Source organism: Streptomyces sp. NPDC047982 (assembly GCF_043204165.1).
Taxonomy (GTDB): domain Bacteria; phylum Actinomycetota; class Actinomycetes; order Streptomycetales; family Streptomycetaceae; genus Streptomyces.
Map to the genome: position 1 here is coordinate 254,949 of NZ_JBIDBS010000003.1, position 24,570 is coordinate 279,518.

Sequence of the window (24,570 nt, forward strand, 5' to 3'; positions counted from 1 at the left end):
TCGGTTCGATCATGTCGGTCAGTCTTCCAGTCAGCACTGACAGCCGGGCTCTGCGGGGCAACACGGGGTCGCTGCTCCAGGACTTACTCCGCCACGACCAAGACACCGCCCCCTGGCGAGTTGGCTCTCGATCGGCTTCAAGCGGTGCTCCAGCCATCTCTCGGCGCTTGTCCAGCCTGAAGCGATGCTGAACAGAAGAACTTGACGGGGAACGCCACGAACGTCCAGGCCGAGGGGCGCAGGCAGCTGGTGCAACTGGCCCGGAGCCACGACGTGCTGCCCATCGCGATCGTCCTCGACCTGCCCGAGGAGGTCTGCCTCGCGCGCAACGCGACCCGCCCGGACCGTGCCGACATGCCGCCTCATGTCATCCAGCGCCACCGCCGAGAGCTGCGGCGCTCGCTGCGCGGCCTGGAGCGCGAGGGCTTCCGCAAGGTGCACGTCCTGCGCACCGAGGAGGAGGTCGAGCACGCCGAAGTGGTGCTGGAGCGCCGCTACAACGACCTACGCCACCTCACCGGCCCCTTCGACATCATCGGCGACATCCACGGCTGCAGTTCCGAACTGGAGGAGCTGCTCGGCAAGCTCGGCTACGTCGACGGCGCGCACCCCGGCGGGCGCACGGCCGTCTTCGTCGGCGACCTGGTGGACCGGGGCCCGGACAGCCCCGGCGTGCTGCGCCGCGTCATGTCCATGGTGTCGACGGGCAACGCCCTGTGCGTACCGGGCAACCACGAGAACAAGCTCGGCCGGTACCTCAAGGGCCGCAAGGTCCAGCACACCCATGGACTCGCCGAGACCATCGAGCAGTTGGACCGCGAGGACGAGAAGGACCCGGCCTTCCGTGAACGGGTGCGGGAGTTCATCGACGGGCTCGTCAGCCACTACGTGCTCGACGGGGGCGCGCTCGTCGTCTGCCACGCCGGGCTGCCCGAGAAGTACCACGGCCGCAACTCCGGGCGGGTCCGCTCGCACGCGCTGTACGGGGAGACCACCGGCGAGACCGACGAGTTCGGCCTGCCCGTGCGCTACCCGTGGGCGGAGGAGTACCGGGGCCGTGCAGCCGTGGTCTACGGCCACACCCCGGTGCCCAGCACCTCCTGGCTCAACAACACCCTCTGCCTGGACACCGGCGCGGTCTTCGGCGGGAGGATGACCGCGCTGCGGTGGCCGGAGCGAGAGATCGTCGACGTACCGGCAGAGAGGGTCTGGTACGAGCCGGCCAGGCCGTTGGCCACCGAGGCGCCCGGAGGCCGGGAGGGCCGGCCGCTGGACCTCGCCGATGTGCAGGGCCACCGGATCGTGGAGACCCGGTGCATGGGGCGCGTCGCGGTCCGCGAGGAGAATGCCGCGGCGGCGCTCGAAGTGATGAGCCGGTTCGCCGCCGATCCCCGGCTGCTCGGCTACCTGCCCCCGCCCATGGCGCCCACGGCCACGTCGCGCGAGGACGGCTTTCTGGAGCACCCGGCCGAGGCGTTCGCCCAGTACCGGGCGGACGGCGTCGCCCGGGTCGTGTGCGAGGAGAAGCACATGGGCTCCCGCGCGGTGGTCCTGGTCTGCCGGGACGCGGGCACCGCCCGCGAACGCTTCGGGGTGGGGGACACCACCGGTGTCCCCGGCGGTGCGGCCGGTCCGACCGGTGCGCTGTACACCCGTACCGGACGCCCGTTCTTCGACGACGCCGCGTTCACCGAGGCGATCCTCGACAGGCTGCGCACCGCCGTCACCGCCGCCGGGCTCTGGGAGGAGTGGGACACCGACTGGGTGCTGCTCGACGCCGAGCTGATGCCGTGGTCCCTCAAGGCGTCCGGACTGCTGCGCTCGCAGTACGCCGCCGTCGGCGCCGCGGCGGGGGCCGCCCTTCCCGCGGCGGGCGAGGCTCTCGCGGCAGCGGCGGCGCGCGGTGTGGACGTGACCGCTCTCGCGGAGCGCCGACGCGGACGGGCCGAGGACGTGGCCGCGTTCACCGAGGCGTACCGCCGGTACTGCTGGAGCACCAAGGGCCTGGACGGGGTCCGGCTCGCGCCGTTCCAGGTCCTCGCCGTGGAGGGCCGTTCGCTGGCTCCGGTACCGCACGACGAACAGCTCGCCCGGATCGACCGGCTGGTCGAGCACGACCCGACCGGGCTGCTCCAGGTGACGCGCCGGCTCGTCGTCGACACGGGTGACGAGGCATCCGTGCGCGCCGGGATCGACTGGTGGCTGGAGCTGACGGGAAGCGGCGGCGAGGGCATGGTCGTCAAACCGCTCGCCGCGCTCGTGCGGGACGACCGGGGACGGCTCGTCCAGCCCGGTCTCAAGGTGCGCGGCCGGGAGTACCTCCGGATCGTCTACGGACCCGAGTACACCCGCCCGGAGAACCTGGAGCGACTGCGCGGCCGGTTCCTCGGCCACAAACGCTCGCTGGCGCAGCGCGAGTACGTCCTCGGGCTCGAGGCGCTGGAGCGGCTGGCGGGCGGGGAGCCGCTGTGGCGGGTGCACGAAGCGGTGTTCGCGGTGCTGGCCCTGGAGTCGGAGCCGGTCGACCCCCGTCTCTGACACCCGCCTCCCACGCCCCGCCCGCGGTGGAGCCGTGACGGGGCGCGGACGCCGTTCCCCGGCGAGTCGCCGCGGACATGGGAAACCCGCCTGGCGATTCGCCGGGTGAACGGCGCTTCGCACGGTGAGGATGGAGACATGGGATTCCACGTCGACTCCGAGACCGGGCGGCTGCGCCGCGTCATCCTGCACCGTCCGGATCTGGAACTGAAGCGGCTCACGCCCGACAACAAGGACGCGCTCCTGTTCGACGACGTGCTCTGGGTGCGCCGGGCCCGGCAGGAGCACGACGGCTTCGCGGACGTGCTGCGCGACCGCGGGGTCGAGGTGCACCTCTTTGGTGATCTGCTGCGCGAGTCGTTGGAGATCCCGGTGGCCAGACGGCTCGTCCTGGACCGGGTGTTCGACGAGAAGGAGTACGGACCGCTCGCCACCGAACACCTCCGCGCCGCCTTCGAGGAGTTGCCCGCCGCCGAACTGGCCGAGGCGCTCGTCGGCGGAATGACCAAGCGGGAGTTCCTGGAACGGCACACCGAGCCGACCTCCGTCCGCTTCCACGTCATGGATCTCGACGACTTCCTGCTCGAGCCGCTGCCGAACCACCTCTTCACCCGGGACACCTCCGCCTGGATATACGACGGGGTGTCCATCAACGCGATGCGTTGGCCCGCCCGGCAACGCGAGACCGTCCACTTCGAGGCGATCTACCGTCACCACCCCCTCTTCACCGGCCCCGACGCGGGGGCCTTCCACCACTGGTCGCAGGGGCAGGACGACTACCCCTCCACCATCGAGGGCGGTGACGTCCTGGTCATCGGGCACGGCGCCGTGCTCATCGGGATGAGCGAGCGCACCACCCCGCAGGCGGTCGAGATGCTGGCCCGCGGGCTGTTCGACGCGGGCTCGGCGCGTACGATCGTGGCGCTCGACATGCCCAAGCTCCGGGCGTTCATGCACCTGGACACGGTGATGACGATGGTCGACGGCGACACGTTCACGAAGTACGCGGGTCTGGGCATGCTGCGCTCGTACACCATCGAACCGGGCGAAGGACCGAGGGACCTGAAGGTCACCGATCACCCGCCCGAGCACATGCACCAGGCGATCGCCCACGCCCTGGGACTCGACTCGATCCGGGTGCTCACGGCTGTCCAGGACGTGCACGCCGCCCAGCGCGAACAGTGGGACGACGGCTGCAACGTGCTCGCCGTCGAGCCGGGGGTCGTCGTCGCGTACGAGCGCAACGCCACCACCAACACCCATCTGCGCAAGGAAGGCATCGAGGTCATCGAGATCCGCGGCAGCGAACTGGGCCGGGGCAGGGGCGGGCCCCGCTGCATGAGCTGTCCCGTGGAACGCGACGCCGTGTCGTGACCGGGGGCGTTCCCGGCCACGGCACCAGCGTTGAGCGTCCCCACGGCTCTCTTCGCGCGGCCCCCCGGGGGCTCTGTATAGCGATGCAATGCTTCGTATAGACTTCCATGGTCACTGCGTTCGATCCTCGCCCTACCCAGGAGCTGTCCCATGGCCATAGACCTCGCAGGCCGCCACTTCCTCAAGGAGCTGGACTTCACGGCCGAGGAGTTCCGCGGTCTGATCGATCTCGCCGCTGAGCTCAAGGCCGCGAAGAAGTCGGGGACCGAAGTGCAGCGGCTGCGCGGCAGGAACATCGCGCTGATCTTCGAGAAGACCTCGACCCGCACCCGCTGCGCCTTCGAGGTGGCGGCCGCGGACCAGGGGGCCTCCACGACGTATCTCGATCCCTCGGGTTCCCAGATGGGGCACAAGGAATCGGTGAAGGACACGGCCCGCGTCCTCGGCCGCATGTTCGACGGCATCGAGTACCGCGGCGACAGCCAGGCGGCCGTCGAGGAACTGGCCGCCCACGGCGGCGTTCCGGTCTTCAACGGGCTCACCGACGACTGGCATCCGACCCAGATGCTCGCCGATGTCCTCACCATGACCGAGCACAGCGAGAAGCCGCTGGACCGGATCTCCTTCGCCTACCTCGGCGACGCCCGCTTCAACATGGGCAACTCGTACCTGGTCACCGGGGCCCTGCTGGGCATGGATGTACGGATCGTCGCGCCGAAGGCGTACTGGCCGACCGACGAGGTCGTCGGCGAGGCCCGCAGGCTGGCCGGGGCGAGCGGCGCGACCGTCACGCTCACCGAGGACATCGCCGAAGGCGTCAGGGGCGCGGACTTCGTCGCCACCGACGTCTGGGTCTCCATGGGGGAGCCCAAGGAGGTCTGGGCCGAGCGGATCGGGGCTCTCGCTCCGTACGCCGTGACCATGGACGTCCTGCGGGCCACCGGCAACGCGGACGTGAAGTTCCTGCACTGCCTTCCCGCCTTCCACGACCTCGGGACCGAGGTCGGGCGGGAGATCGCGGCGTCCCACGGACTGACGGAGCTGGAGGTCACCGACGAGGTCTTCGAGTCCGCGCACTCGGTCGTCTTCGACGAGGCGGAGAACCGTATGCACACGATCAAGGCCGTACTGGTGGCCACCCTGGCGGACGCGGCGGCCGGCGCCACGGGTGCGACCGAAGGCAACTGACTGCATGATCATGCACCCGATTGGGTGAACATGCGTAGAGGTGATTAATATCGTGCCTCTTGGTGGGGTTCGGGCCCGGACGCCCGGACCCCGCTTTCGTGAGTGCCGCCCGCCGGCACCGCGGCCCCTACGGCAGCCTCGTCCCGATCCGGCCGCCTTACCTCTGTCCGACCGCCGTACCTTCGTCCGACCGCCGTACCTTCGTCCGGCCGCCGTACCTTCGTCCGGCCGCCGTACCTTCGTCCGACTCCGAAGCCACGGCGGCTGCGAAGCCCTGCGGCTGCGAAGTCCCCACGGCACCGAGGTCCCCCACGGACCCCGCGCGCCGCCCCCCCATGCTCCACCAGAGAAGAGATCCGCCCGTGAGTGCGCTGCGTCCGCCGAACCGCCCGATCCCGTCCGGACCGCGCGTCAAGGACCCCCATCGGCTGATCGCCGAATCCGGCGCCGACCTGGAGGGGCACGGCCTCAAGCGCACCATGGGCCTCTTCCAGCTCGTGTGCTTCGGCGTCGGCGCAGTCGTCGGTACCGGCATCTTCGTCGGCCTCTCCGACAGCGTCGCCGAGGCGGGTCCCGCCGTCGTGCTCTCCTTCGTGCTCGCCGCGATCACCTGTGTCTTCACGGCCTTCTCCTTCGCCGAGCTGGGTAGCGCGATCCCGGTGTCCGGCAGCTCCTACTCCTTCGCCTACGCGACCTTCGGTGAACGCGTCGCGTTCCTCGTCGGCTGGTGCCTGCTGCTGGAATACGGGGTCTCGGTCTCCGCGGTCGCCGTCGGCTGGAGCCAGTACGTCAACGAACTCCTGGACAGCCTGTTCGGCGCGCAGCTGCCCGCCGCCTTCTCGGCGGGCCCCGGCGACGGCGGGCTGATCAATCTCCCGGCCGTGATGGTGATCATGATGGCCGCCGTCCTGCTGGTGCGTGGTGTCCGGGAGAGCGCCGGGGCCACCGCCGCGATGGCCGTGCTCAAGATCGGCATCCTGGCCCTGTTCTGTGCCATTGCCTTCACGGCCTTCCAGCACGGGAACCTCACGCCCTTCGTCGCGCACGGGGCGGGCGGGATCACTGCGGGCGCGTCGCTGGCGTTCTTCTCCTACATCGGCTTCGACGCCATCACCACCGCGGGCGAGGAGGTCAGGAATCCGCGCCGGAACATTCCGATCGCGATCATGGTCTGCATCGGCCTGGTGACCCTGCTCTACTGCGCCGTCGCGCTGGCCGCCATCGGCGCGCTCGGCCCGCAGGACGTCGCCGACAAGCCCGCCGCGCTCTCGATCGTCGTGGACCAGGTGACCGGTTCGGCCGTCGGCGGCGCGGTCATCGCCTTCGGGGCGGTCGTCGCGATCGCCTCCGTCGTGCTCGCCGTGATGTACGGGCAGACCCGCATCCTGATGTCGATGTCCCGCGACGGTCTGATGCCGCGCGTCTTCGAACGGGTCTCGCCGCGCACGTCGACGCCGGTCGCCAACACCTGGATCGTGGCGCTCGTCTTCGCCGTCCTGGCGGCCTTCTCGTCGCTCGACGTGGTGGTGAACCTGACCACCATCGGCACCCTCGGCACCATGGTCGTGGTGAACCTGGCGGTGATCGTGCTGCGCCGCCGCAACCCCGAGGTGCGGGGCTCGTTCCGGGTGCCGCTGTATCCGCTGAGCCCGCTGCTGGGCGCCGGCTTCTGCCTCTACCTCATGTACGGGACGGGCTGGGCGACCTGGGTGCAGTTCGCCGTGTTCCTGCTGGTGGGCGCGACGATCTACGCCCGCTACGGCCGCAGCCGCTCCCGGCTGGCCGCGGCGGAGCCCCGATAGGGCCCGGGGCCGTCCTCCGGGGCGGCGGCCGTCGCGCCGGGGTCAGTCCCGGGGCGACGCCTGGGACGGCAGCGTGAACCACACGGCCTTGCCCTGCTCCGTCGTGCGATGACCGCAGGAGGCGCTGAGCGTACGGATGAGCAGCAGGCCCCGGCCGTGCTCCTGCCAAGGGTCCGGATCGCCGTCGGGCGCGGGACGGGAGAGTCCGCCGGGGGGTGTGGGATCGCGGTCGTGCACCTCCACCTGGCAGCCGGTCGTACGGAGCTCCACCACCAGTTCGATGGGGTCGTCGCCGCGTGTGTGCTCCACCGCGTTCGCGACCAGTTCCGCGGTGAGCAGCTCGGCGGTCTCGGAGTCGGCCGCCTCCCCGATGTCCGCCAGTGCCGTACGGATGAGCGCGCGGGCGACCGGCACGGCCACCGTCGAGTGCGGCAGGGCGACCCGCCAGGAGGCGGGAAAGGGAGCATCGGGGGGCACGGCAGCGATTCCGTTCCGGAGTCGGGGACTCTCTTGAGGTCAATAACTTCTGAACTTCAACCTTACGAAGTGCAACAACGCAGACAAGGGTCCGCCGACCGGTACGAAGGGGACGTTCGGCACTACGCTCTCACGCTCTCGCTTATGACGTTCCCGTGACGGGGGTCATATGGGAGTGATACTTTCGTGTGCAGGCAGCGGCCCGACGGCTGAAGGGGAGCCCCCTCCATGAGCCCGTTTCCCAGCTCCGCCCCCCGAACGGATGAATGGCGTCATCTGCGGCTGACGACGGACGACGGGGTCGCCACCGTCACCCTCTCCCGCCCCGAGAGACTCAACGCGCTCACCTTCGGCGCCTACGCCGATCTGCGCGACCTGCTCGCCGAACTCTCCCGAGAACGGGCCGTACGCGCTCTGGTGCTCGCGGGGGAGGGGCGAGGCTTCTGCTCCGGCGGCGACGTCGACGACATCATCGGCGCCACGCTCGCCATGGACACCGCCGAGCTGCTCGACTTCAACCGCATGACCGGCCAGGTGGTACGGGCCCTGCGCGAAGCGCCCTTCCCGGTCGTCGCCGCCGTGCACGGTGTGGCCGCCGGTGCCGGGGCGGTTCTCGCGCTGGCGGCGGACTTCCGGATCGCCGACCCCTGTGCCCGTTTCGCCTTCCTGTTCACCAGGGTCGGCCTCTCCGGTGGCGACATGGGCGCCGCCTACCTGCTCCCCCGCGTCGTCGGGCTCGGACACGCCACCCGGCTGCTGATGCTCGGCGAACCGGTGCGCGCTCCGGAGGCCGAGCGGATCGGGCTGATCAGCGAGCTGGCCGAGGAGGGCGGCGCGGACGCGCGGGCGGCGGCACTGGCCCGTCGGCTCGCCGACGGACCGGCGCTCGCCCTCGCCCGGACCAAGGCGCTGCTGACCGCCGAACTCGACATGCCGCTCGCCGCCGCAGTGGAGATGGACGCCGCGACCCAGGCCCTGCTGATGAACGGCGAGGACTACGCGGAATTCCATGCCGCCTTCACCGAGAAACGGCCCCCGAAGTGGCGGGGGCGGTAGCGCCGTGCCCCCCGATGCGACGGTGTCCGATGCGACGGTGTCCGGAGTGATGGCGTCCGGAGTGATGGCGTCCGATGCCACGGTGTCCGCCACGACGCCCCTCGGCGCGGCGGCTCCCGGTGCGGAGCCGGCCGACGGGCCACGGACCGGCGTGCAGCGGGTCGCGGTCATCGGCGGCGGGCCCGGGGGCCTCTACGCCGCCGCGCTCCTCAAACGGCTCGACCCGGAGCGCGACATCACGGTCTGGGAGCGCAACAGCCCCGCCGACACCTTCGGCTTCGGAGTCGTCCTCTCCGACGAGACCCTCGGCGGCATCGAGCACGCCGACCCCGTCGTCCACGCCGCCCTCCAGGACGAGTTCGTCCGCTGGGACGCCATCGACATCGTCCACCGCGGAGTGACCCAGACCTCCGGCGGCCACGGCTTCGCGGCGCTGGGCAGACGCAGACTGCTGGAGATCCTGCACGAGCGCTGCGACCGCCTCGGCGTACGGCTGCGCTTTTGCGCCGAGGCACCGCCCGCCGCCGAACTGGCCGCGACCCACGACCTGGTGATCGCCGCCGACGGGGTGCACAGCCTCACCCGCACCGCCCATGCCGACACGTTCGGCCCCCGCCTCACCACCCACCGCTGCCGTTACATCTGGCTCGCCGCGGACTTCGCCCTCGACGCGTTCCGCTTCGAGATCGCCGAGACCGCGCACGGTGTCATGCAGCTCCACGGCTACCCTTTTTCCGCCGGCGCCTCCACCGTCATCGTGGAGATGCGCGAGGAGGTGTGGCGCGCCGCCGGATTCGACACCGGGGACGTGACGGAGTCGATCGCACGCTGCGGCGACGTCTTCCGCGAGACGCTCGGCGGCCGGCCGCTGCGGTCGAACAACTCCGGCTGGCTCACGTTCCGTACCGTCGTCAACGCCCGCTGGTCGCACGGCAACACGGTGCTCATCGGCGACGCCGCCCACACCGCCCACTTCTCGATCGGCTCCGGAACCAAACTTGCCGTGGAGGACGCCCTCGCGCTCGCCGCCTGCGTCGAGGAACACCCCGACCTGCCCGCCGCGCTGGCCGCGTACGAGGCCGAACGCCGACCGGTCGTCGAGTCGACCCAGCGGGCCGCGGCGGCCAGTCTGCGCTGGTTCGAGGAGCTGGCCACCTACGTCGACCAGCCGCCTCGCCAGTTCGCGTTCAACCTCCTCACCCGCAGCCGCCGCGTCACCCACGACAACCTGCGGATGCGCGACGCCTCCTTCACCGCTGCCGTCGAGGAGGAGTTCGCCGCGCCCTTTGGCACCCCGCCCATGTTCACGCCGCTGCGGCTGCGCGGTCTCGCGCTCCGCAACCGTGTCGTCGTCTCGCCGATGGACATGTACTCGGCCGTCGACGGCGTCCCCGGCGACTTCCACCTCGTCCACCTGGGCGCCCGCGCGCTCGGCGGGGCCGGGCTCGTCATGACGGAAATGGTGTGCGTGAGCGCCGAAGGCCGCATCACTCCAGGCTGCGCCGGGCTCTACACCGCGGAACAGGCCGCCGCCTGGGCGCGGATCACCGACTTCGTCCACGCGAGCTCACCCGGCACCGCCATCGGCGTCCAGCTCGGCCACTCCGGGCGCAAGGGCTCCACCAAGCTCATGTGGGAGGGCATCGACCAGCCCCTCGACCACGGCGACTGGCCCGTGGTCGCCGCCTCCCCGGTCCCTTACACGGGCGTCAGCCAGGTTCCGCACGCCCTGGACCGGGCCGGACTCGACGCCGTGCGCGAACAGTTCGCGGCGGCGGCCCGGCACGCCGACCACGCCGGTTTCGACCTGCTCGAACTCCACTGCGCGCATGGCTATCTGCTGTCCGGCTTCCTCTCGCCGCTCACCAACCACCGCACCGACACGTACGGGGGGTCGTTGCGGGCCCGGCTCCGCTTCCCCCTCGAGGTCTTCGACGCGGTCCGCGCCGCATGGCCCGACGACCGCCCGATGACCGTCCGCATCTCCGCCACGGACTGGGCCGAGGGCGGCACCACGGCCGAGGACGCCGTCGAGATCGCCCGCGCCTTCGCCGCCCACGGGGCCGACGCCATCGACGTGTCGACCGGGCAGGTCGTCGCCGACGAACGCCCCGAGTTCGGCCGCTCCTACCAGACCCCGTACGCCGACCGGATCCGCAACACGGTGGGCGTGCCCGTCATCGCGGTCGGCGCGATCTCCTCCTGGGACGACGTCAACTCCCTCCTGCTCGCGGGCCGGACCGACCTCTGCGCCCTGGGCCGCCCGCATCTCTACGACCCGCACTGGACGCTGCACGCCGCGGCCGAACAGGACTACGGCGGTCCAGGCGCGCCCTGGCCGCTCCCGTACCGCGCGGGCAGCCGCACCCCGCCGACCGGCCGCACCGACGCCCCGAAACCCCGGCTCACCCTGGGGTGACGGGCAGACACTCGTGGCAGAGGCACGGATCGGGGTGCGGCGCCCCGTGGTGGGCGTGCCGCTCCTCCCGCGCCACTTGCTCCAGCCGGGCGGCCAGCTCCTCGGCCTCCTCCCTTGTGAGGTCGACCTGCTCCGAGCATCTGCGCAGTACCGCCGGTGCGTACACCGACCGGGCCCGGAAGGTGTGCAGATGACGGGTCCCCATGTCGATGGTGATCCAGCGACCGGTGTTCCGGGCGTGCCCCACCGCCGTCAGCTGTTGGTTCCCCGCCCCCGGGTAGGAGGCGACGACGTACACCCTGGCCCCGCCCCGGTACGTCTTCGTCCCGGGCCGCAACTCCCGGCCCAGGGGCCCGTACCGCCGCCACCGCACCACGGTCGCCGCGACCAGCCACCGGGGTTTCAGGAGTCCGACGGGTTCGGGCGACGGGGGCTCGGCGGATTCGAGGGGCCGGGGCCCGGGGCGCCCGCTCATCGTTCCGCCGCGCCGAGCAGCAGGCGGTCCGAGACCGGCCGGTAGCCGATGCGGCGGTACACGCCGTTGCTCGTCGGATTCGCGAGATCGGTGAAGAGGAGCACCTGCGCCGCGCCGGCCTTCCGCGCCGCCCGGCTCGCCTCCGCCGTGACCGCGGCCGCGTACCCGCGGCGGCGGTGCTCGGGCGGCGTATAGACCGGGGCGACCCGCACCACGCCGGCGATGCGTGGTGAGACACCGGCCATCGACACCGGGACGCCGCCGTCCTCCCAGAGGACCAGCCCGCCGGACGCCGTCCGCTCGTCCACCAGCCGCTCGGCATGGGCGACGGACTGGCCGGTGCTCTCGCCGAACGCGTGGTGCCAGCGCACCAGCAGCTCCCGGTCGGCGGGCGTGGCGGTCCTGGCCCGGCCCGATGGCGCGGGGACGGGCGGCGTCAGTGTCCCCAGACGGTGGAGCCGCTGCTCCTGGACGACCCGGTGACCGGGCCAGAGGGCGGTGGCCAGGGCCTCGGCGGTGGCCCGGTCCGCGTTGACCGCCGTCGGGACGGCGCCCGTCCCGGGCAGCGCGGCGGCCAGCGGACCGACCGCCTCCGGGGCGACGAGGCCGAGCAACGGCGGATACGGCGCAGTCTCCACCAGCGTCCCCGCGACCTCGCCGTCCGCGCCGCGCCACCACCCCAGCAGCGGATCGGCGTCACCGTAGGCATGGGGGCCGCCCAGCCGCAGGGCGGCGGTGACGGTCAGAACCAGGGTGTTCTCGGCGGGCCGGGCGGTCAGCGAGGCCCCGGCCGCGTCGAGGAACACCTCGACGTCACGGGTGAAGGTCCAGGTCATGCCTCATCCTGCCGGGAGCGACGGGTACGCGGCATCCGCATTTGCGGTCAGGCCCCTCCGGGGCGCTCGTCGCGCAGGCGGAAGCGTTGCAGTTTCCCGGTCGCCGTGCGGGGGAGGACGGGCAGGAACTCGACGACGCGCGGGCACTTGTACGGGGACAGCTCGCCCTTCACGTACGTGCGCAACTCCTCGGCCGACGACTGCGCGCCCGCACGCAGGACCACGTACGCCACCACGATCCGGCCGCGCAGCTCGTCCGCCCTGCCCACCACCGCCGCCTCCGCGACCGAGGGGTGGCGCAGGAGGACGTCCTCGACCTCGGGGCCCGCGATGTTGTAGCCGGAGGAGACGATCATGTCGTCCGCGCGGGCGACGTAGCGGAAGTAGCCGTCCGCGTCCCGCACGTAGGTGTCGCCGGTGATGTTCCAGCCGTGCGCCACGTATTCCCGCTGGCGTTCGTCGGCGAGGTAGCGGCAGCCGATGGGACCGCGCACCGCGAGGAGACCGGGTTCCCCGTCCGGCACCGGACGCCCCTCGCGGTCCAGCACCCGGGCCTGCCAGCCGGGCACGGGGACCCCGGTGGTGCCGGGGCGGATCGCGTCGTCGGCGGCCGAGAGGAAGATGTGCAGCAGCTCGGTGGCGCCGATGCCGTTGATGATGCGCAGTCCCGTCCGCTCGTACCAGGCCCGCCAGGTGGCGGCCGGAAGGTTCTCCCCGGCGGAGACACAGCGCCGCAGCGCGCTCAGATCGTGCGCGTCCACGTGATCGAGCATCAGACGGTAGGCGGTCGGCGCGGTGAACAGCACCGAGACACGGTGGGCGGCGAGTGCGGGCAGCAGCCGGTCCGGTCCGGACTGTTCCAGCAGCAGCGCACTGGCACCGGCCCGGAGCGGGAATATCACCAGCCCGCCGAGCCCGAAGGTGAAGCCGAGCGGCGGACTTCCCGCGAACACGTCGTCGGGCGTGGGGCGCAGCACATGGCGCGAGAACGTGTCCGCGACGGCGAGCACGTCCCGGTGGAAGTGCATGCAGCCCTTGGGCCGCCCGGTCGTGCCCGAGGTGAACGCGATCAGCGCGACGTCGTCCGCCGCCGTGTCCACCGGGGTGTACGGGCCCGTTCCGACCCCGCTTCCGGCTCCGCCGCCGCTTCCGGTCAGGCGGAGGAGATCGTCCGGTGCGCCGCCCCCGTACGCCGTGATCCGCAGCCCGGGTACCTCCGCCCGCACCAGGTCGTCGACCGCCCGGACGTCGCACAGGGCGTGGCTCACCCGGGCGATCGAGCAGATGGTGGCGAGTTCGGCCGCCCGCTGCCGGTCCAGGACCGTGACGGCGATGGCGCCCGCCTTCAGCACCGCGAGCCAACAGGCGGCCAGATGAGGGGTGCTGGGGCCGCGCAGCAGTACCCGGTTGCCGGGGACGACCCCCAGAACGGAGGTCAGGACGTGGGCGATCCGGTCCACCCGCTCCCGCAGTTCCCCGTAGCTCCACACCCCGCCGTCGGGGGTACGGAAGGCGGGGCGGTCCGGGCCGAGCCGGTCGACGGTCCGGTCCAGGAGTTCCGCCGCGCAGTTGAGGCGAGCGGGATAGCGCAGTTCGGGGAGATCGAAGAGCAGGTCCGGCCACTGGTCCGGGGGAGGAAGGTGTTCCCGGGCGAAGGTGTCGAGGTGCGCTGAGGTCTTCGGGTCCATGAAGGATCGCCCCCTTGTCGCCTCTGGAGCGTATCGTTCGGGTGACGGTAGTCAACGGTCCGCGATAGAGGAATGGGCGCGAAACCGTCGAAGGGCCGGCGTGCGGGCCGGGTACGGAACATGACGTACCGAGAGGTCCGGTGGGCCGGGGACGGAAGAACGGGGAAGACGACAGAACGAGAAGGACGACTCAGACGAGACGCGACAGGAGAGACGCCGTGATGACGGCATTCTCGCTCGATCCGGGACAGACCTCGTGGTGCGAGGAGTTGAGAGCCCTCGCCGAACAGCGACTGCGCCCCCTCGCCGAGAAGGGCGAACCGGGCCATGTCAACCGGCCCCTGATCGCCGCACTCGGCGAGTCGGGTCTGCTCGACCGGATGCTCGACTCCGGTGCCCTCGACCTCTGCCTGCTCCGTGAGTCCCTGGCCCGCGGCTGCACCGAGGCGGAGACCGCGCTGGCCCTCCAGGGTCTCGGCACCCACCCGGTGCTGCGGGCCGGCACATCCGCCCAGCGCGCGCGCTGGCTGCCCGAGGTGCGGGCGGGGCGGGCCGTGGCCGCCTTCGCGCTCAGCGAACCGGGTGCCGGCTCCGACGCGGCGGCCCTCACCCTGCACGCCGAACCCGACTCCGGCACCGGCTCCGTTCCGGGCCGCGGCTGGCGGCTGACCGGTGAGAAGTGCTGGATCTCCAACGCCCCGGAGGCCGACTTCTACACCGTCTTCGCCCGCACGACCCGGGGCGCCGGATCGCGGGGCGTCACCGCGTTCCTCGTCCCCGCCGACCGCCCCGGGCTCACCGGCACCGCACTGGACATGCTCTCCCCGCACCCCATCGGGACCCTGTGCTTCGACGGTGTCCCCGTCACCGTCGAGGACGTGCTCGGCGAACCGGACCGGGGCTTCCGGGTCGCCATGGACACCCTCAACCTGTTCCGTCCCAGCGTGGGCGCGTTCGCCGTGGGCATGGCCCGTGCCGCTCTGGACGCCACGCTCGCCCACACCGCCGAACGCATCGCGTTCAAAGGCCCGTTGAAGGATCTCCAGGCCGTCTCCCACCAGGTCGCCGAGATGGCCACCCGCACCGAGGCCGCGCGGCTCCTGGTGTACGCGGCCGCCGCCGCGTACGACGCGGGCGAGCCGGGCGTGCCGCGCCGGGCGGCCATGGCGAAGCTGTACGCCACCGAGACCGCGCAGTACGTCGTCGACATCGCCGTCCAACTGCACGGCGCCCGCGCCCTGCGCCGCGGCCACCTCCTCGAACACCTCTACCGGGAGGTCCGCGCGCCACGGATCTACGAGGGCGCCAGCGAGGTCCAGCGCACCGTCATCGCCCGGGAGCTGTACGCGAACAAGGAGGCGTCCGCATGAGTCCGGTGCACCGGATCAACCCCGCCGAACTCTCGCCCCCGGCGGGGTTCTCGCATGCCACGACCGCCGTCGGCGGTCAACTGGTGTTCCTGGCAGGACAGACCGCGCTCGACGTGGACGGCAAGGTCGTCGGCACCACACTGCCCGAGCAGTTCGCGACGGCGCTCGCCAACCTGCTCACCGCCCTGCGGGCGGCGGGCGGCGCACCGGCGGACCTGGCCCGGGTCACGGTGTACGCCACCGACGTGGCCGATTACCGGGCCCGGGCCGGTGAACTGGGCCGGATATGGCGCCGGTTGGCGGGCCGTGACTACCCGGCGATGGCGGTCATCGGGGTGGCGAGACTCTGGGACGAGCAGGCGCTCGTCGAGCTCGACGGGGTGGCGGTCCTGCCCTGAGCCCTCGGCCGGGCCCCGAACGCGCTGAGCCGGTGTGGACGTCCTGAGCCGGCGTGAACGCGCCGGTCGGGCCGCGAACGCGCCGGGTCGGGGCGGGCGTACGGGGACCACCGGCCCCGCACGCCTGCCCGCCCGCATGCACGCCCGACCCCGTCCAACCCTTGCGGCCTCCGCCCTCGCCCGGGAAGGGGCGGTGGCGCAGGCCCGGAACAGGTGCGGGAGGCGGGCGCCGGTCAGTAGGGCTTCACCAGCGCGTGGGCCGCGCCCGGTATGCCGATCTTCAGCAGCTCGTCCTCCTCGGGCGTGGTCTCCCGGCCGGTCTCCTGCTTGAGCACGGCACGCGACATGGCCTGCACCCACATGGCCCGGGGGCGGCGGCGGGCCTCCCACGCGTCGAGGGCGGCGGCCACGTCGTCCTCGGTGTCCAGCGACTGCGCGAGCACCAGCGCGTCCTCGACGGCCATCGCCGCACCCTGCGCGAGGTGCGGGGTGGAGGCGTGCGCGGCGTCGCCGGCCAGCACCACCCGGCCGACGTGCCACGGCTCCTCGACCGTCACCTGGGAGATGCGCGAGTACACCACCGCGGCCGGGTCGGTGACCGTGGCGAGCGCCTCGGCGACCGGACCGGAGAACATCGTCAGCCGCTGCGCGAGCTGCTCGTGGGCCCGCTCCGGGTCCGGACGGAAGTCCTCGGACTCCGCGAACACCGCGGCCAGATACATGAGTTCGTCGGTGATCGGGGTCAGCAGAGCCTTGGTGTCCTCGCCGGCGGTGCCCATCACCACACCCCGGACCCCGGGCTGCCTGGGCACCGTCACCCGCCAGTTGGCGAAGCCGGTGTACTCGGGCACGTAACGGTCCCCGTACAGCCGGGTGCGCAGCGGCGAACCGATTCCGTCGAAGCCGACGACCAGGTCCCAGCGACCGGTGGAGCCGTCGGAGAGGGTGACGTCCACGCCGGTGCCGTCGTCGGTCAGTTCGGTGATGGTGGTGCCGAAGCGGACCGTGGCGCCCGCGGCGACCGCGGCGGCGTTCAGCACCCGTGCCAGGGCGGGGCGCGGGATGCCGTTGTTGGAGGGGGCGCCGTCCATCCTCGGCTGCGGTATCTCGGCGAGCGTCCTGCCCGTCGGGTCGACGATGGTCAGGACCTCCCACTCGAAGCCCGCCTGGAGGCAGTCGCCGAGGACCCCGATCTCGCGCATCACGTGCAGGGCGTTGGACGGCTGGATGATGCCGACGCCCAGCGCGTCCAGTTCGTCGCGGAGTTCGGCGACCTCGACGGTGTGGCCGCGTCGGCCCAGTGCCGTGGCGAGAGCGAGCCCGCCGATACCGCCGCCATGAATCAGGACACGCAGGGGTGATGCCATCTCGGAACTCTCCAGAACGGGGGAAGGGCGAAACGAAGGGGAAGAGGGACGGGAAAGGGGGAGAAAGAGGGAAGGCGGGGGCGGAACGAGGGGGAGAGGGCCGTGCGGGGCGTCAGCCGACCGTCGTGGGCAGACTCATCAGATGGTCCACCAGCGCCAGCAGCACGTCGCGGGAGAACGGCCGCTCGCGGACGTCGCCGATCAGCAGCGGTACCTGCGGATCGAGGTCGAGCGCGGCCCTGATCTCTTCCGGTGTACGGGTGTTGTGGCCGTGGAAGCAGTTGATCGCCACGACGAACGGGATGTTCCGGCTCTCGTAGAAGTCGATCGAGGCGAAACTCGTCCCCAGCCTGCGGGTGTCGGCGATCACCACACCACCCAGCGCCCCGTTGACCAGGTCGTTCCACATGAACCAGAAGCGCTCCTGGCCGGGAGTGCCGAAGAGGTAGACCACCAGCTCGGGGCTGACCGTGATCCGGCCGAAGTCCAGGGCCACGGTGGTGGTGTCCTTCTGGCCGACGCCGGCCAGGTCGTCGACGCCGACGCTGGCCTGGGTCAGATACTCCTCCGTGCTCAGCGGGGTGACCTCGCTGACGGCGCCGACCATGGTGGTCTTGCCGACGCCGAAACCTCCGGCGATGAGGATCTTGACGGCGGCGGGTGCCGCCTGACTGATTGTCATGTTGGTTCAAAGTCTCCGGAGTCCGTCACGAACGGCGGCCAGCAGGCCCATGTCGGCGCCGCCGGCCGCCCGCGCCACCGAGAGCGGCGCGCGGGCCGTCAGCAGGCCCTGGGCGACGAGGTCGGCCAGCAGGATCTTGGTCACCGACACCGGGAGGCCGAGGTCGGACGCGACCTCGGCGACCGCGGACGGCCGGCGGCAGCGCTCCAGGATCAGCCGGTGCTCCGGCTGGAGCCGCCCCGGCAGGATCGGCGCGCCGTTCTCGTCCCTGGGGTCCTGCGCGGTCGTCAGCACGGTGATGAGGCTGAAGTCGTCGCGCTCGGGAGCGGTCCGGCCCCGGGTGATGGTGTACGGGCGCACCATCGTGCCCGCCCCGTCCTCCCCGGTGTCCTCATCCCAGTACGGGGTCACGCGCGCTGCCCGTCCCCGGTACCGAAGGCGTCGAACTCGCTGCGGGCCGGGGTGGAGAGCTTCTGGCCGACCTGCTGGACGAGGTTGTGCATGGCGAGGGACATGATCTCGGCGTCCACCTCCTGGGAGGCGATCACGGCCAGGTGGGTGCCCTGCGCGGCCGAGATGATGAACAGCCACAGGTCCGCGAGTTCCACGATCACCTGGTGGACGCCGCCGCCGTCGAAGAGCTGGCCGACGCCGCGGGCCAGGCTCTGCTGACCGGTGCAGATGGCGGCCAGCCGCTCGGCGTCGGCGCGCTCGATGGTGCGCGAGTGGCTCACCACGAGACCGTCGTCGGAGAGCAGGACGGCGTTGCGGGTTTCGGCCACCGAGTCCACCAGGCCGTCGAGCAGCCAGTCGAGGTCCTGGTGTGTGGCGGTTGTGCGTGTCATGACCGATCTTCTCTCGTGGTGTGCGGTGTGGCGGGCGGCGCGGGGCGCGGTGTCGTCTCCGCGGTCGCGCGGGCCGCGCGCGACCGGCGCTGGAAGGCACCGATGGCCGCTCCGGCCCGGCGCGGGGCCGGTCGCGCCTGCGGGTTCTCGTCCGGGCCCGGCGGTCGGGGCACGGTGTTGCGGGGGGCCGGGCCGACCCGCAGCTCGTCCACCAGGCTGGCCTGCCGGACGCGGCGCGGCAGCGGCGGTTCCGTACCGGGCGCGGGCAGGGCGCCCCCGGCGGGCAGCGCGGGCCGGCCGGAGCCGTTCTCCGCCCGGACGGCGTCCGGGTCCGGCGGTGCCGGATGATCCGGCTCGGACACCGGCAGCCGTGCCGGGCGGTTGTCACCCGGCCCGGGCCGGCGGGTGCCGGGGACCGGGAGGCCGAAGGCGTCCGCGGGGCCCGTGAGACCTGCGGGCCCGGCGAGAGGCGGGTGACCGGACTCGGCGCCGGCGGAGTACGGGGCGGGGTACGGCTGTTCCGGTCGCTGGTACGCCCCTGCGGGGGCGGGGTACGACGGCGGCGGGTCCACCGGGTACTGCCCGGCGGCTGTCATGTAGGGCTGTTCGTCCGTGCCGTACGGGGACGGGGGCGGGGCGAACGGCCCGGCGGGCGCGGCGGTGTACGTGTCGCCGGTGGGCGCGGGCGCACCGTACCGCTCCTGCGGCACCGGGTCGTGCGGTGCGGGATCGGCGTTCTTCGGGGCCGGGTACGGCTGTTCGTTCTCCGTCGCCGCGTAGGGGGGTTCCTGAACACCTCCCGGGTACGCGGTTCCGGACGGCTGCCCGGGCTGCTCGGTGGCTTGGTACGGCTGCCCGGGCTGTTCGGTGGTCCGGTGCGGCTGCTGGGCGTAAGGGGCGCCCGCCGCGTTGAGCGCGGTGACATCGGCCAGGGCCCGGCCCTGGACGCGGGTGGGCAGCGGATCCCCGGCGGCCGTCTCCGACGCCGACGCCGGTGCCGGAGCGGACGCGGGTGCCGGTGCCGGTGCGGCGGCCGGGGACGGCACGCCGACCGGGCCGGAGTTCGGTGCGGGGACGGTGAGTTCGTCGGGGACGAGCAGGACCACGCGGGTGCCGCCGTACGCCGAGGAGCGGAACTCCACCCGCAGCCCGTGCTGGCTCGCGAGCCGTGCGATCACGTACAGGCCGAGCCGGATGTCGTCGGAGTGGGCCAGCACGTCCATCCGGGGCGGCCGGACCATCAGCTCGTTGGCCGCGGCCAACTGCTCCTCGTCCATCCCCAGGCCCCGGTCCTCGACCTCGATGGCCAGACCGCGGCTCACCTTGGCCGCGCGGACCTCGACCGGGCTCGGCGGCCGGGAGAAGGTGAGCGCGTTCTCGATGAGCTCGGCCAGCACGTGCGTGACCGGGCCGACGGCCCGTTCCGAGAGCCAGGGACTGTCGTCCAGGTCCAGCATCACACGCCGGTAGTCCTGCACCTCGCCCTGTGCGGAACGCATCACGTCCAGCAGCGCAACCGGCTTGCGCCAGCGCCGGTGCGGCGTGCCGCCCGCGAGGATCACGAGGTTCTCCTCGTACCGGCGCAGACGTGCGGTGAGGTGGTCGAGGTCGAAGAGACCCTCCAGGATCTCGGGGTCCTCGTGCTTGCGCTCCAGGTCGTCCAGCTTCCTCAGCTGCTGGCCGATCAACTGCTGGGTGCGGCGGGCGATGCGCTGGAGCAGCTTCTCGAACCCGCGGTGCTGGTCGGCCTGCTGGACGGCCGCCGTCAGCGCGCTGGTGCGCGCCAGGTTGAGGGCGTGACCGAGTCGGGCCAGTTCGTCGCCCTCGCCGCTCTTGGCGTCCTGCTCGATGGCGCGGGCCTCGGCCTCGACGTCGATGCGTTCGCCGCCGGCCAGCCGCTCGACCACGTCGGGCAGCGCCTTCTCCAGCTCCTCGGCCCGTTCCTGGAGGCCGCCGATCCGGCGGCGGAGGTTACGGGTCAGGCGCCAGGTGGTCCAGATGACCGCGATGACGGCGAGCAGCCCGATCACCGTGGTCAGCACCATCTTGAACAGCAGGGACAGCACACCGCTCTTGCCCTCGTCGACCACGGAGGCGGTGCGCTTCTCCAGCAGGTCGACGAGCTGCTCGTTCACCTCGTCCATCGCGCCGCGCCAGGTCTTCTCTTCGGCGTCGAGGGCGACGAAGCCGGAGTCGTCGGCCTCCATGGGGCGCAGTACCTGGTTCTCCACGCGCGTCTTGGTCTTCCAGGCCCGGCTGTGGGTCAGCTCCTCCCACGCGGCCCTCTCGTCCTTCGACAGGTAGGGCACGACGTGGGTGGAGTACAGGAGCGGCTGGCCCGTGACGACCTCCCGCACCTGGGCGAGGTCCTCGTTGCTGAGCTCCCCCTTGGACCAGCCGCGCGCCAGCAGGGCCTCCGAGCGGGAGATCATCTCCTTGGTCCAGAAGAGGTCGACGAGCGGCTGGGAGATCGTGGTGATCCGGCCGTTGTCGACGTGGCTGAGTGCCGCGAAGAGCTCGAGATCCACCGCGATCAGGTCCGAGTAGTACTCGTACACGGCCTTCTGCTGCCCGGCGCCGCCGTCGTCGACGAGAGCGCGCTGGGCGGGCAGTTGGCCGAGCGCGGCGCGTGCCGTGCGAACGGCGTCACGGACCTCGGCGGGGGCGTCGTCGGCCGCCACGTCGGAGAGTGCCTGGAAGCTCTCGGCGGCGTCGTCGGTCAGCTCGCGCTGCCGCCTCAGCTCCTCCTCGGCGCCCTTGCGGCCGTCCAGTACGTCGGCGCTGAGCCGCCGTTCTTCCTGGAGGTTGTAGTACACGATGTTGGACGGCTGACCCGCCTTCTCGGCCAACCGGCCCTGGTCCGCCTGCCGCTGAAAATCCAGCAGGGTCTGGCCACTGGTGACGGCCCAGAGGGCGGCCAGTGCGACTCCCGGAACGATGGCCAGTACGAGAAGGGCTGTCCGCAGCGACATGGTGGTCGATTTGGTCCGCCGTGAGACGCGCGTGCGCAGGGCGTACTCCTAGAGGATGGTGCCAGCCTCGGGACTGGTCAAATCCGTTGAGAACTTCGACAGACAGATAGTAGTCACACTGCAAAAAATGAAAAGAAAGTGGTCTCACAGGTGCATTACTGATCACACACGGTGTCACCACAAGGTCCGGAAGCGCCCGTTCCGTGCCGTTTCGGCTAGCGGGCCGCGCTGCCCGTGCGGACGCCCGGGCGTCCGCGCCCGGCCGTGGTGGACGCGGGGCGCCGGGGCGGGCGCGGCGTGCCGTGGGGGTGAGATGCGGTCGGAGATATATCTGTATTGAGTGGCTTTTGTCCTTGATGCATCGTTCTGTTTTCCCCCTCCGGCCGGGGCGGGCGCGGGGCGCCTGGTGGCGCGGGCGGCCTACCGCACCGGCCAGATCGACCACAGCGAGCTGCTCTTCGACGCACTCGACGAGCAACTGACCGAGGAGAACCGACCATGCTGCGCGTCACCGACACCCGCACCGGCCGCCTCGTGGACGTACCCGCCGCGCCGCGCCGACTGCTGCGCAGCCACGTCCACCTGCCCGGCCTCGACGCGGGGACGGCCGACGGCACCGGCATCCGGCCGGTCCATCTGCGCGTGATGCTGGTCGGCGACGTGCTCGCGCGCGTCGCGGAGCTCCAGGGCCTGCAGGTCGTCACGGTCCTCACCACCACCCCGCATCCGGCCGAGGACCGGCTCCGGGCGCTCGACCGTGTCATGGCCGTGCTGGGCATCCACCCGCCCGTCGTCGTGGGAGCCCGTCACCCGGACGCCGCGCTCGGCGGCCCCGCCGACGTCCACGTGACCGCCCGGGGCGGCGGCCCGGCCGATGCCACGAGCGGGGTCCGGATCGAGGCGGGTCCGGTCACCACTCTCCCGTCCGGCGAGGACACTCCGCCCGGCCGTCCCCACACCCCGGACCGCCCGGACCGCGCCGGAGCCGAGGCCGCCGCACCTGCCGTGCCCGACGCGGTCGACACCCCCGTCACGCCGGCCGCGCCCGACCTGGTCGCCATGCCCGACGCGGTCGCCACGGCCGGGTCGGACGCGGCCGATCCGCTCGCCCTGCGCCTGCTGCTGCTCGGGCACCCCTACGCTTCACCGGTGAGCGTCACCGGCGAGGCCCTGGCCGCCGCCCGGCACACGCTGCGCGAGTGGCGCCGACAGGTGGCCGACTGGGCAGGCGAACCGTCCGCGCCGATCCCCGCCGAACTGCTGCGCCGGTCGCACGAGGCGCTCGCCGAGGACCTCGGTGTCCACGCCGTCCTGGATTTGCTGGTCGACGCGGCGGCCCGGGGCGATGTGCGGCCCGGCGCCAAGTTCGAGACCTTCGCCCATCTCGACCGCGTTCTCGGCCTGGACCTCGCCCGCGAGATCGGGCACTGAACCGCTGCCGACGTACGTCCGTGCCACCGCGCCGCACCGCCTCCCCGCAGGGATCGCGCGGGTCCCCGCGGAGAGGAGTCCCGCTCCTGGTCACGGATGCGAGCGACGCACGGCCACGGCAGGCGGCCGGGGTCGGGGTCGGGCGTGCTCGGGCAGGAGGCCGGCGAGCAGATCGCGGATGCGCTGCTCGATCTCGTCCCGGATGGGACGGACCGCTTCGACGCCTTGCCCGGCGGGATCCTCCAGTCTCCAGTCGAGGTACTTCTTGCCGGGGAAGACGGGGCAGGTGTCGCCGCACCCCATGGTGATCACGACGTCGGACGCCTGTACGGCTTCCACGGTCAGCACTTTCGGGGTCTCGGCGGCGATGTCGATGCCGACTTCCGCCAGCGCCTCGACCACGGCCGGGTTGACGGCGTCGGCCGGAGCGGATCCGGCGGAGCGGACCTGAACGGCGTCGCCCGCGAGGTGGGTGAGGAAGGCGGCGGCCATCTGGGAGCGGCCGGCGTTGTGGACGCAGACGAACAGGACCGACGGCTTCGGGCTCTCAGACACGGGCGGAACCTTCGGGGGACGTCGCCGGTTCGGCGGCGGGGCAGGGCGGGGGGAAGTAACGGCGGGCGGCCAGGGCGACGTGGACCAGACCGATCAGGACAGGGACCTCGATGAGGGGGCCGACGACTCCGGCGAGCGCCTGGCCGGAGGCGGCGCCGAAGGTGGCGACGGCGACCGCGATGGCCAGTTCGAAGTTGTTGCCCGCCGCGGTGAACGCCAGCGTGGTGGCCTTCGGGTAGTCCAGTCCGACCGCGCGGCCGACGGCCATGGACCCGGCCCACATCACGGCGAAGTACACCAGGAGCGGCAGGGCGATCCGGGCGACGTCGAGCGGCCGGGAGGTGACGGCCTCGCCCTGGAGGGCGAACAGGACGACGATCGTGAACAGCAGCCCGTACAGGGCGAACGGGCCGATGCGCGGGACGAGCTTGGTCTCGTACCAGATACGGCCCCGGGCCTTCTCGCCCAGGCGACGGGTCAGGAACCCGGCGGCGAGTGGGATGCCGAGGAAGACGAGCACGGAGCGGGCGATCTCCTGGGCGGAGACGTCGAGCGCGGTCTGCTCCAGGCCGAGCCATCCCGGCAGCACGGTCAGGTAGAACCAGCCGAGCAGGCCGAAGGCGACGACCTGGAACACCGAGTTGAGGGCGACCAGGACGGCGGCCGCCTCGCGGTCGCCGCAGGCGAGGTCGTTCCAGATGATGACCATGGCGATGCAGCGGGCCAGGCCGACGATGATCAGCCCGGTGCGGTACTCGGGCAGGTCCGGCAGGAACACCCAGGCCAGGGCGAACATCAGCGCCGGACCGACGAGCCAGTTCAGGACCAGCGACGGGACGAGCAGGCGCCGGTCGCGGGTGACGGTGTCGAGACGGTCGTAGCGGACCTTCGCGAGCACCGGATACATCATCACCAGCAGGCCGAGTGCGATGGGCAGGGAGACGCCGGCGACGGTGGCTCCGGCGAGCACGTCGCCGAGGCCGGGAACGACGCGGCCCAGCCCCAGACCGACGGCCATCGCGGCGAGGATCCACACGGCGAGGTAGCGGTCGAGGAACGACAGCCGCCGGGCCACCGGCATGGCAGAGGTCCCCTCG

At 72.1% G+C, this 24,570-nt stretch carries 19 protein-coding genes and 2 pseudogenes; 10 read left to right on the top strand and 11 right to left on the bottom strand.

The window, feature by feature from the left end; genetic code table 11:
* Positions 1 to 210: 210 nt before the first annotated feature.
* The 4 genes and pseudogenes from ACGF2V_RS04805 to ACGF2V_RS04820 all read left to right on the top strand — a co-directional run.
* Positions 211 to 2,538, top strand: a pseudogene (locus ACGF2V_RS04805) (polynucleotide kinase-phosphatase); the annotation flags it as partial.
* A gap of 138 nt (positions 2,539 to 2,676) precedes the next feature.
* Positions 2,677 to 3,912 carry an arginine deiminase gene (locus tag ACGF2V_RS04810; protein WP_362705574.1) on the top strand — a complete coding sequence of 412 codons (1,236 nt, stop codon included), beginning with the start codon at positions 2,677 to 2,679 and terminating at the stop codon, positions 3,910 to 3,912.
* Between the two features lie 150 nt (positions 3,913 to 4,062).
* Positions 4,063 to 5,100 (top strand): ornithine carbamoyltransferase, encoded by a 1,038-nt coding sequence (gene argF, locus ACGF2V_RS04815; RefSeq protein WP_362617649.1) that lies wholly within the window; start codon positions 4,063 to 4,065, stop codon positions 5,098 to 5,100.
* A gap of 335 nt (positions 5,101 to 5,435) precedes the next feature.
* Entirely contained in the window at positions 5,436 to 6,902 is a 1,467-nt protein-coding gene (locus ACGF2V_RS04820) for an amino acid permease (RefSeq protein ID WP_362705571.1), read from the top strand.
* A gap of 42 nt (positions 6,903 to 6,944) precedes the next feature.
* Here ACGF2V_RS04820 and ACGF2V_RS04825 read toward each other — a convergent pair whose 3' ends face one another.
* Positions 6,945 to 7,379 (bottom strand): ATP-binding protein, encoded by a 435-nt coding sequence (locus tag ACGF2V_RS04825; RefSeq protein WP_362617642.1) that lies wholly within the window; start codon positions 7,377 to 7,379, stop codon positions 6,945 to 6,947.
* A 228-nt stretch (positions 7,380 to 7,607) separates the two neighbouring features.
* Here ACGF2V_RS04825 and ACGF2V_RS04830 point away from each other — a divergent pair, with 228 nt between their 5' ends.
* On the top strand, positions 7,608 to 8,435 hold the full coding sequence (locus ACGF2V_RS04830) for an enoyl-CoA hydratase family protein (protein ID WP_362617639.1): 828 nt from the start codon (positions 7,608 to 7,610) through the stop codon (positions 8,433 to 8,435).
* Between the two features lie 49 nt (positions 8,436 to 8,484).
* Entirely contained in the window at positions 8,485 to 10,854 is a 2,370-nt protein-coding gene (locus ACGF2V_RS04835) for a bifunctional salicylyl-CoA 5-hydroxylase/oxidoreductase (protein WP_362618037.1), read from the top strand.
* On the opposite strand, the gene ACGF2V_RS04840 is transcribed toward ACGF2V_RS04835, so the two are convergent.
* Genes ACGF2V_RS04840 through ACGF2V_RS04850 form a run of 3 tightly spaced genes read right to left on the bottom strand, consistent with a single transcriptional unit; the run spans position 10,841 to position 13,853 of the window.
* Positions 10,841 to 11,329 carry a hypothetical protein gene (locus tag ACGF2V_RS04840; RefSeq protein ID WP_362705568.1) on the bottom strand — a complete coding sequence of 163 codons (489 nt, stop codon included), beginning with the start codon at positions 11,327 to 11,329 and terminating at the stop codon, positions 10,841 to 10,843. The genes ACGF2V_RS04835 and ACGF2V_RS04840 overlap by 14 nt on opposite strands.
* Positions 11,326 to 12,165 carry a GNAT family N-acetyltransferase gene (locus tag ACGF2V_RS04845; RefSeq protein ID WP_362705565.1) on the bottom strand — a complete coding sequence of 280 codons (840 nt, stop codon included), beginning with the start codon at positions 12,163 to 12,165 and terminating at the stop codon, positions 11,326 to 11,328. The genes ACGF2V_RS04840 and ACGF2V_RS04845 overlap by 4 nt, the downstream gene beginning before the upstream one ends.
* 47 nt (positions 12,166 to 12,212) lie before the next feature.
* Positions 12,213 to 13,853: an AMP-binding protein gene (locus tag ACGF2V_RS04850; RefSeq protein WP_362705562.1), complete on the bottom strand. Its 1,641-nt coding sequence runs from the start codon at positions 13,851 to 13,853 to the stop codon at positions 12,213 to 12,215.
* A gap of 221 nt (positions 13,854 to 14,074) precedes the next feature.
* Here ACGF2V_RS04850 and ACGF2V_RS04855 point away from each other — a divergent pair, with 221 nt between their 5' ends.
* Both ACGF2V_RS04855 and ACGF2V_RS04860 read left to right on the top strand, forming a co-directional pair.
* Entirely contained in the window at positions 14,075 to 15,223 is a 1,149-nt protein-coding gene (locus ACGF2V_RS04855) for an acyl-CoA dehydrogenase family protein (RefSeq protein ID WP_362705559.1), read from the top strand.
* The gene (locus ACGF2V_RS04860) at positions 15,220 to 15,621 is read left to right on the top strand and encodes a RidA family protein (protein WP_362617627.1); all 402 of its coding nucleotides are present in this window, start codon (positions 15,220 to 15,222) and stop codon (positions 15,619 to 15,621) included. Before ACGF2V_RS04855 ends, ACGF2V_RS04860 begins: the two co-directional genes overlap by 4 nt.
* Positions 15,622 to 15,854: 233 nt before the next feature.
* On the opposite strand, the gene ACGF2V_RS04865 is transcribed toward ACGF2V_RS04860, so the two are convergent.
* The 5 genes from ACGF2V_RS04865 to ACGF2V_RS04885 form a co-directional block, all read right to left on the bottom strand.
* Positions 15,855 to 16,988, bottom strand: coding sequence for an FAD-dependent monooxygenase (locus tag ACGF2V_RS04865; protein WP_362705557.1), 1,134 nt, complete (start codon positions 16,986 to 16,988; stop codon positions 15,855 to 15,857).
* 112 nt (positions 16,989 to 17,100) lie between these two features.
* Positions 17,101 to 17,670: an ATP/GTP-binding protein gene (locus ACGF2V_RS04870; protein ID WP_362705555.1), complete on the bottom strand. Its 570-nt coding sequence runs from the start codon at positions 17,668 to 17,670 to the stop codon at positions 17,101 to 17,103.
* 6 nt (positions 17,671 to 17,676) lie between these two features.
* Positions 17,677 to 18,081, bottom strand: a complete 405-nt coding sequence (locus ACGF2V_RS04875; RefSeq protein WP_389045155.1) for a DUF742 domain-containing protein — start codon at positions 18,079 to 18,081, stop codon at positions 17,677 to 17,679.
* Positions 18,078 to 18,515 carry a roadblock/LC7 domain-containing protein gene (locus ACGF2V_RS04880; protein WP_362617618.1) on the bottom strand — a complete coding sequence of 146 codons (438 nt, stop codon included), beginning with the start codon at positions 18,513 to 18,515 and terminating at the stop codon, positions 18,078 to 18,080. The genes ACGF2V_RS04875 and ACGF2V_RS04880 overlap by 4 nt, the downstream gene beginning before the upstream one ends.
* On the bottom strand, positions 18,512 to 21,487 hold the full coding sequence (locus ACGF2V_RS04885) for a nitrate- and nitrite sensing domain-containing protein (RefSeq protein ID WP_362617615.1): 2,976 nt from the start codon (positions 21,485 to 21,487) through the stop codon (positions 18,512 to 18,514). Before ACGF2V_RS04885 ends, ACGF2V_RS04880 begins: the two co-directional genes overlap by 4 nt.
* 385 nt (positions 21,488 to 21,872) lie before the next feature.
* Here ACGF2V_RS04885 and ACGF2V_RS04890 point away from each other — a divergent pair.
* Positions 21,873 to 21,977 (top strand): annotated as a pseudogene (locus ACGF2V_RS04890) (Na+/H+ antiporter subunit G); the annotation flags it as partial.
* A gap of 8 nt (positions 21,978 to 21,985) precedes the next feature.
* Positions 21,986 to 22,918 (top strand): hypothetical protein, encoded by a 933-nt coding sequence (locus ACGF2V_RS04895; RefSeq protein WP_362705553.1) that lies wholly within the window; start codon positions 21,986 to 21,988, stop codon positions 22,916 to 22,918.
* A 90-nt stretch (positions 22,919 to 23,008) separates the two neighbouring features.
* Here ACGF2V_RS04895 and ACGF2V_RS04900 read toward each other — a convergent pair whose 3' ends face one another.
* Together ACGF2V_RS04900 and arsB are read right to left on the bottom strand one after the other, a co-directional pair.
* On the bottom strand, positions 23,009 to 23,473 hold the full coding sequence (locus ACGF2V_RS04900) for an arsenate reductase ArsC (protein WP_362617609.1): 465 nt from the start codon (positions 23,471 to 23,473) through the stop codon (positions 23,009 to 23,011).
* Entirely contained in the window at positions 23,466 to 24,554 is a 1,089-nt protein-coding gene (gene arsB, locus ACGF2V_RS04905; protein WP_362705550.1) for an ACR3 family arsenite efflux transporter, read from the bottom strand. The genes ACGF2V_RS04900 and arsB overlap by 8 nt, the downstream gene beginning before the upstream one ends.
* Positions 24,555 to 24,570 lie beyond the last annotated feature (16 nt).

Excerpts from the sequence above, each read along its gene's own strand:
- ACGF2V_RS04820 (WP_362705571.1), top strand. The coding sequence starts at position 5,436 with ATGCTCCACCAGAGAAGAGATCCGCCCGTGAGTGCGCTGCGTCCGCCG.
- argF (WP_362617649.1), top strand. The coding sequence starts at position 4,063 with ATGGCCATAGACCTCGCAGGCCGCCACTTCCTCAAGGAGCTGGACTTC.
- ACGF2V_RS04855 (WP_362705559.1), top strand. The coding sequence starts at position 14,075 with ATGACGGCATTCTCGCTCGATCCGGGACAGACCTCGTGGTGCGAGGAG.
- ACGF2V_RS04850 (WP_362705562.1), bottom strand. The coding sequence starts at position 13,853 with ATGGACCCGAAGACCTCAGCGCACCTCGACACCTTCGCCCGGGAACAC.
- ACGF2V_RS04860 (WP_362617627.1), top strand. The coding sequence starts at position 15,220 with ATGAGTCCGGTGCACCGGATCAACCCCGCCGAACTCTCGCCCCCGGCG.
- ACGF2V_RS04885 (WP_362617615.1), bottom strand. The coding sequence starts at position 21,487 with ATGTCGCTGCGGACAGCCCTTCTCGTACTGGCCATCGTTCCGGGAGTC.
- arsB (WP_362705550.1), bottom strand. The coding sequence starts at position 24,554 with ATGCCGGTGGCCCGGCGGCTGTCGTTCCTCGACCGCTACCTCGCCGTG.
- ACGF2V_RS04870 (WP_362705555.1), bottom strand. The coding sequence starts at position 17,670 with ATGACAATCAGTCAGGCGGCACCCGCCGCCGTCAAGATCCTCATCGCC.
- ACGF2V_RS04840 (WP_362705568.1), bottom strand. The coding sequence starts at position 11,329 with ATGAGCGGGCGCCCCGGGCCCCGGCCCCTCGAATCCGCCGAGCCCCCG.
- ACGF2V_RS04865 (WP_362705557.1), bottom strand. The coding sequence starts at position 16,988 with ATGGCATCACCCCTGCGTGTCCTGATTCATGGCGGCGGTATCGGCGGG.
- ACGF2V_RS04845 (WP_362705565.1), bottom strand. The coding sequence starts at position 12,165 with ATGACCTGGACCTTCACCCGTGACGTCGAGGTGTTCCTCGACGCGGCC.
- ACGF2V_RS04830 (WP_362617639.1), top strand. The coding sequence starts at position 7,608 with ATGAGCCCGTTTCCCAGCTCCGCCCCCCGAACGGATGAATGGCGTCAT.
- ACGF2V_RS04835 (WP_362618037.1), top strand. The coding sequence starts at position 8,485 with ATGGCGTCCGGAGTGATGGCGTCCGATGCCACGGTGTCCGCCACGACG.
- ACGF2V_RS04810 (WP_362705574.1), top strand. The coding sequence starts at position 2,677 with ATGGGATTCCACGTCGACTCCGAGACCGGGCGGCTGCGCCGCGTCATC.
- ACGF2V_RS04880 (WP_362617618.1), bottom strand. The coding sequence starts at position 18,515 with ATGACACGCACAACCGCCACACACCAGGACCTCGACTGGCTGCTCGAC.
- ACGF2V_RS04895 (WP_362705553.1), top strand. The coding sequence starts at position 21,986 with ATGCTGCGCGTCACCGACACCCGCACCGGCCGCCTCGTGGACGTACCC.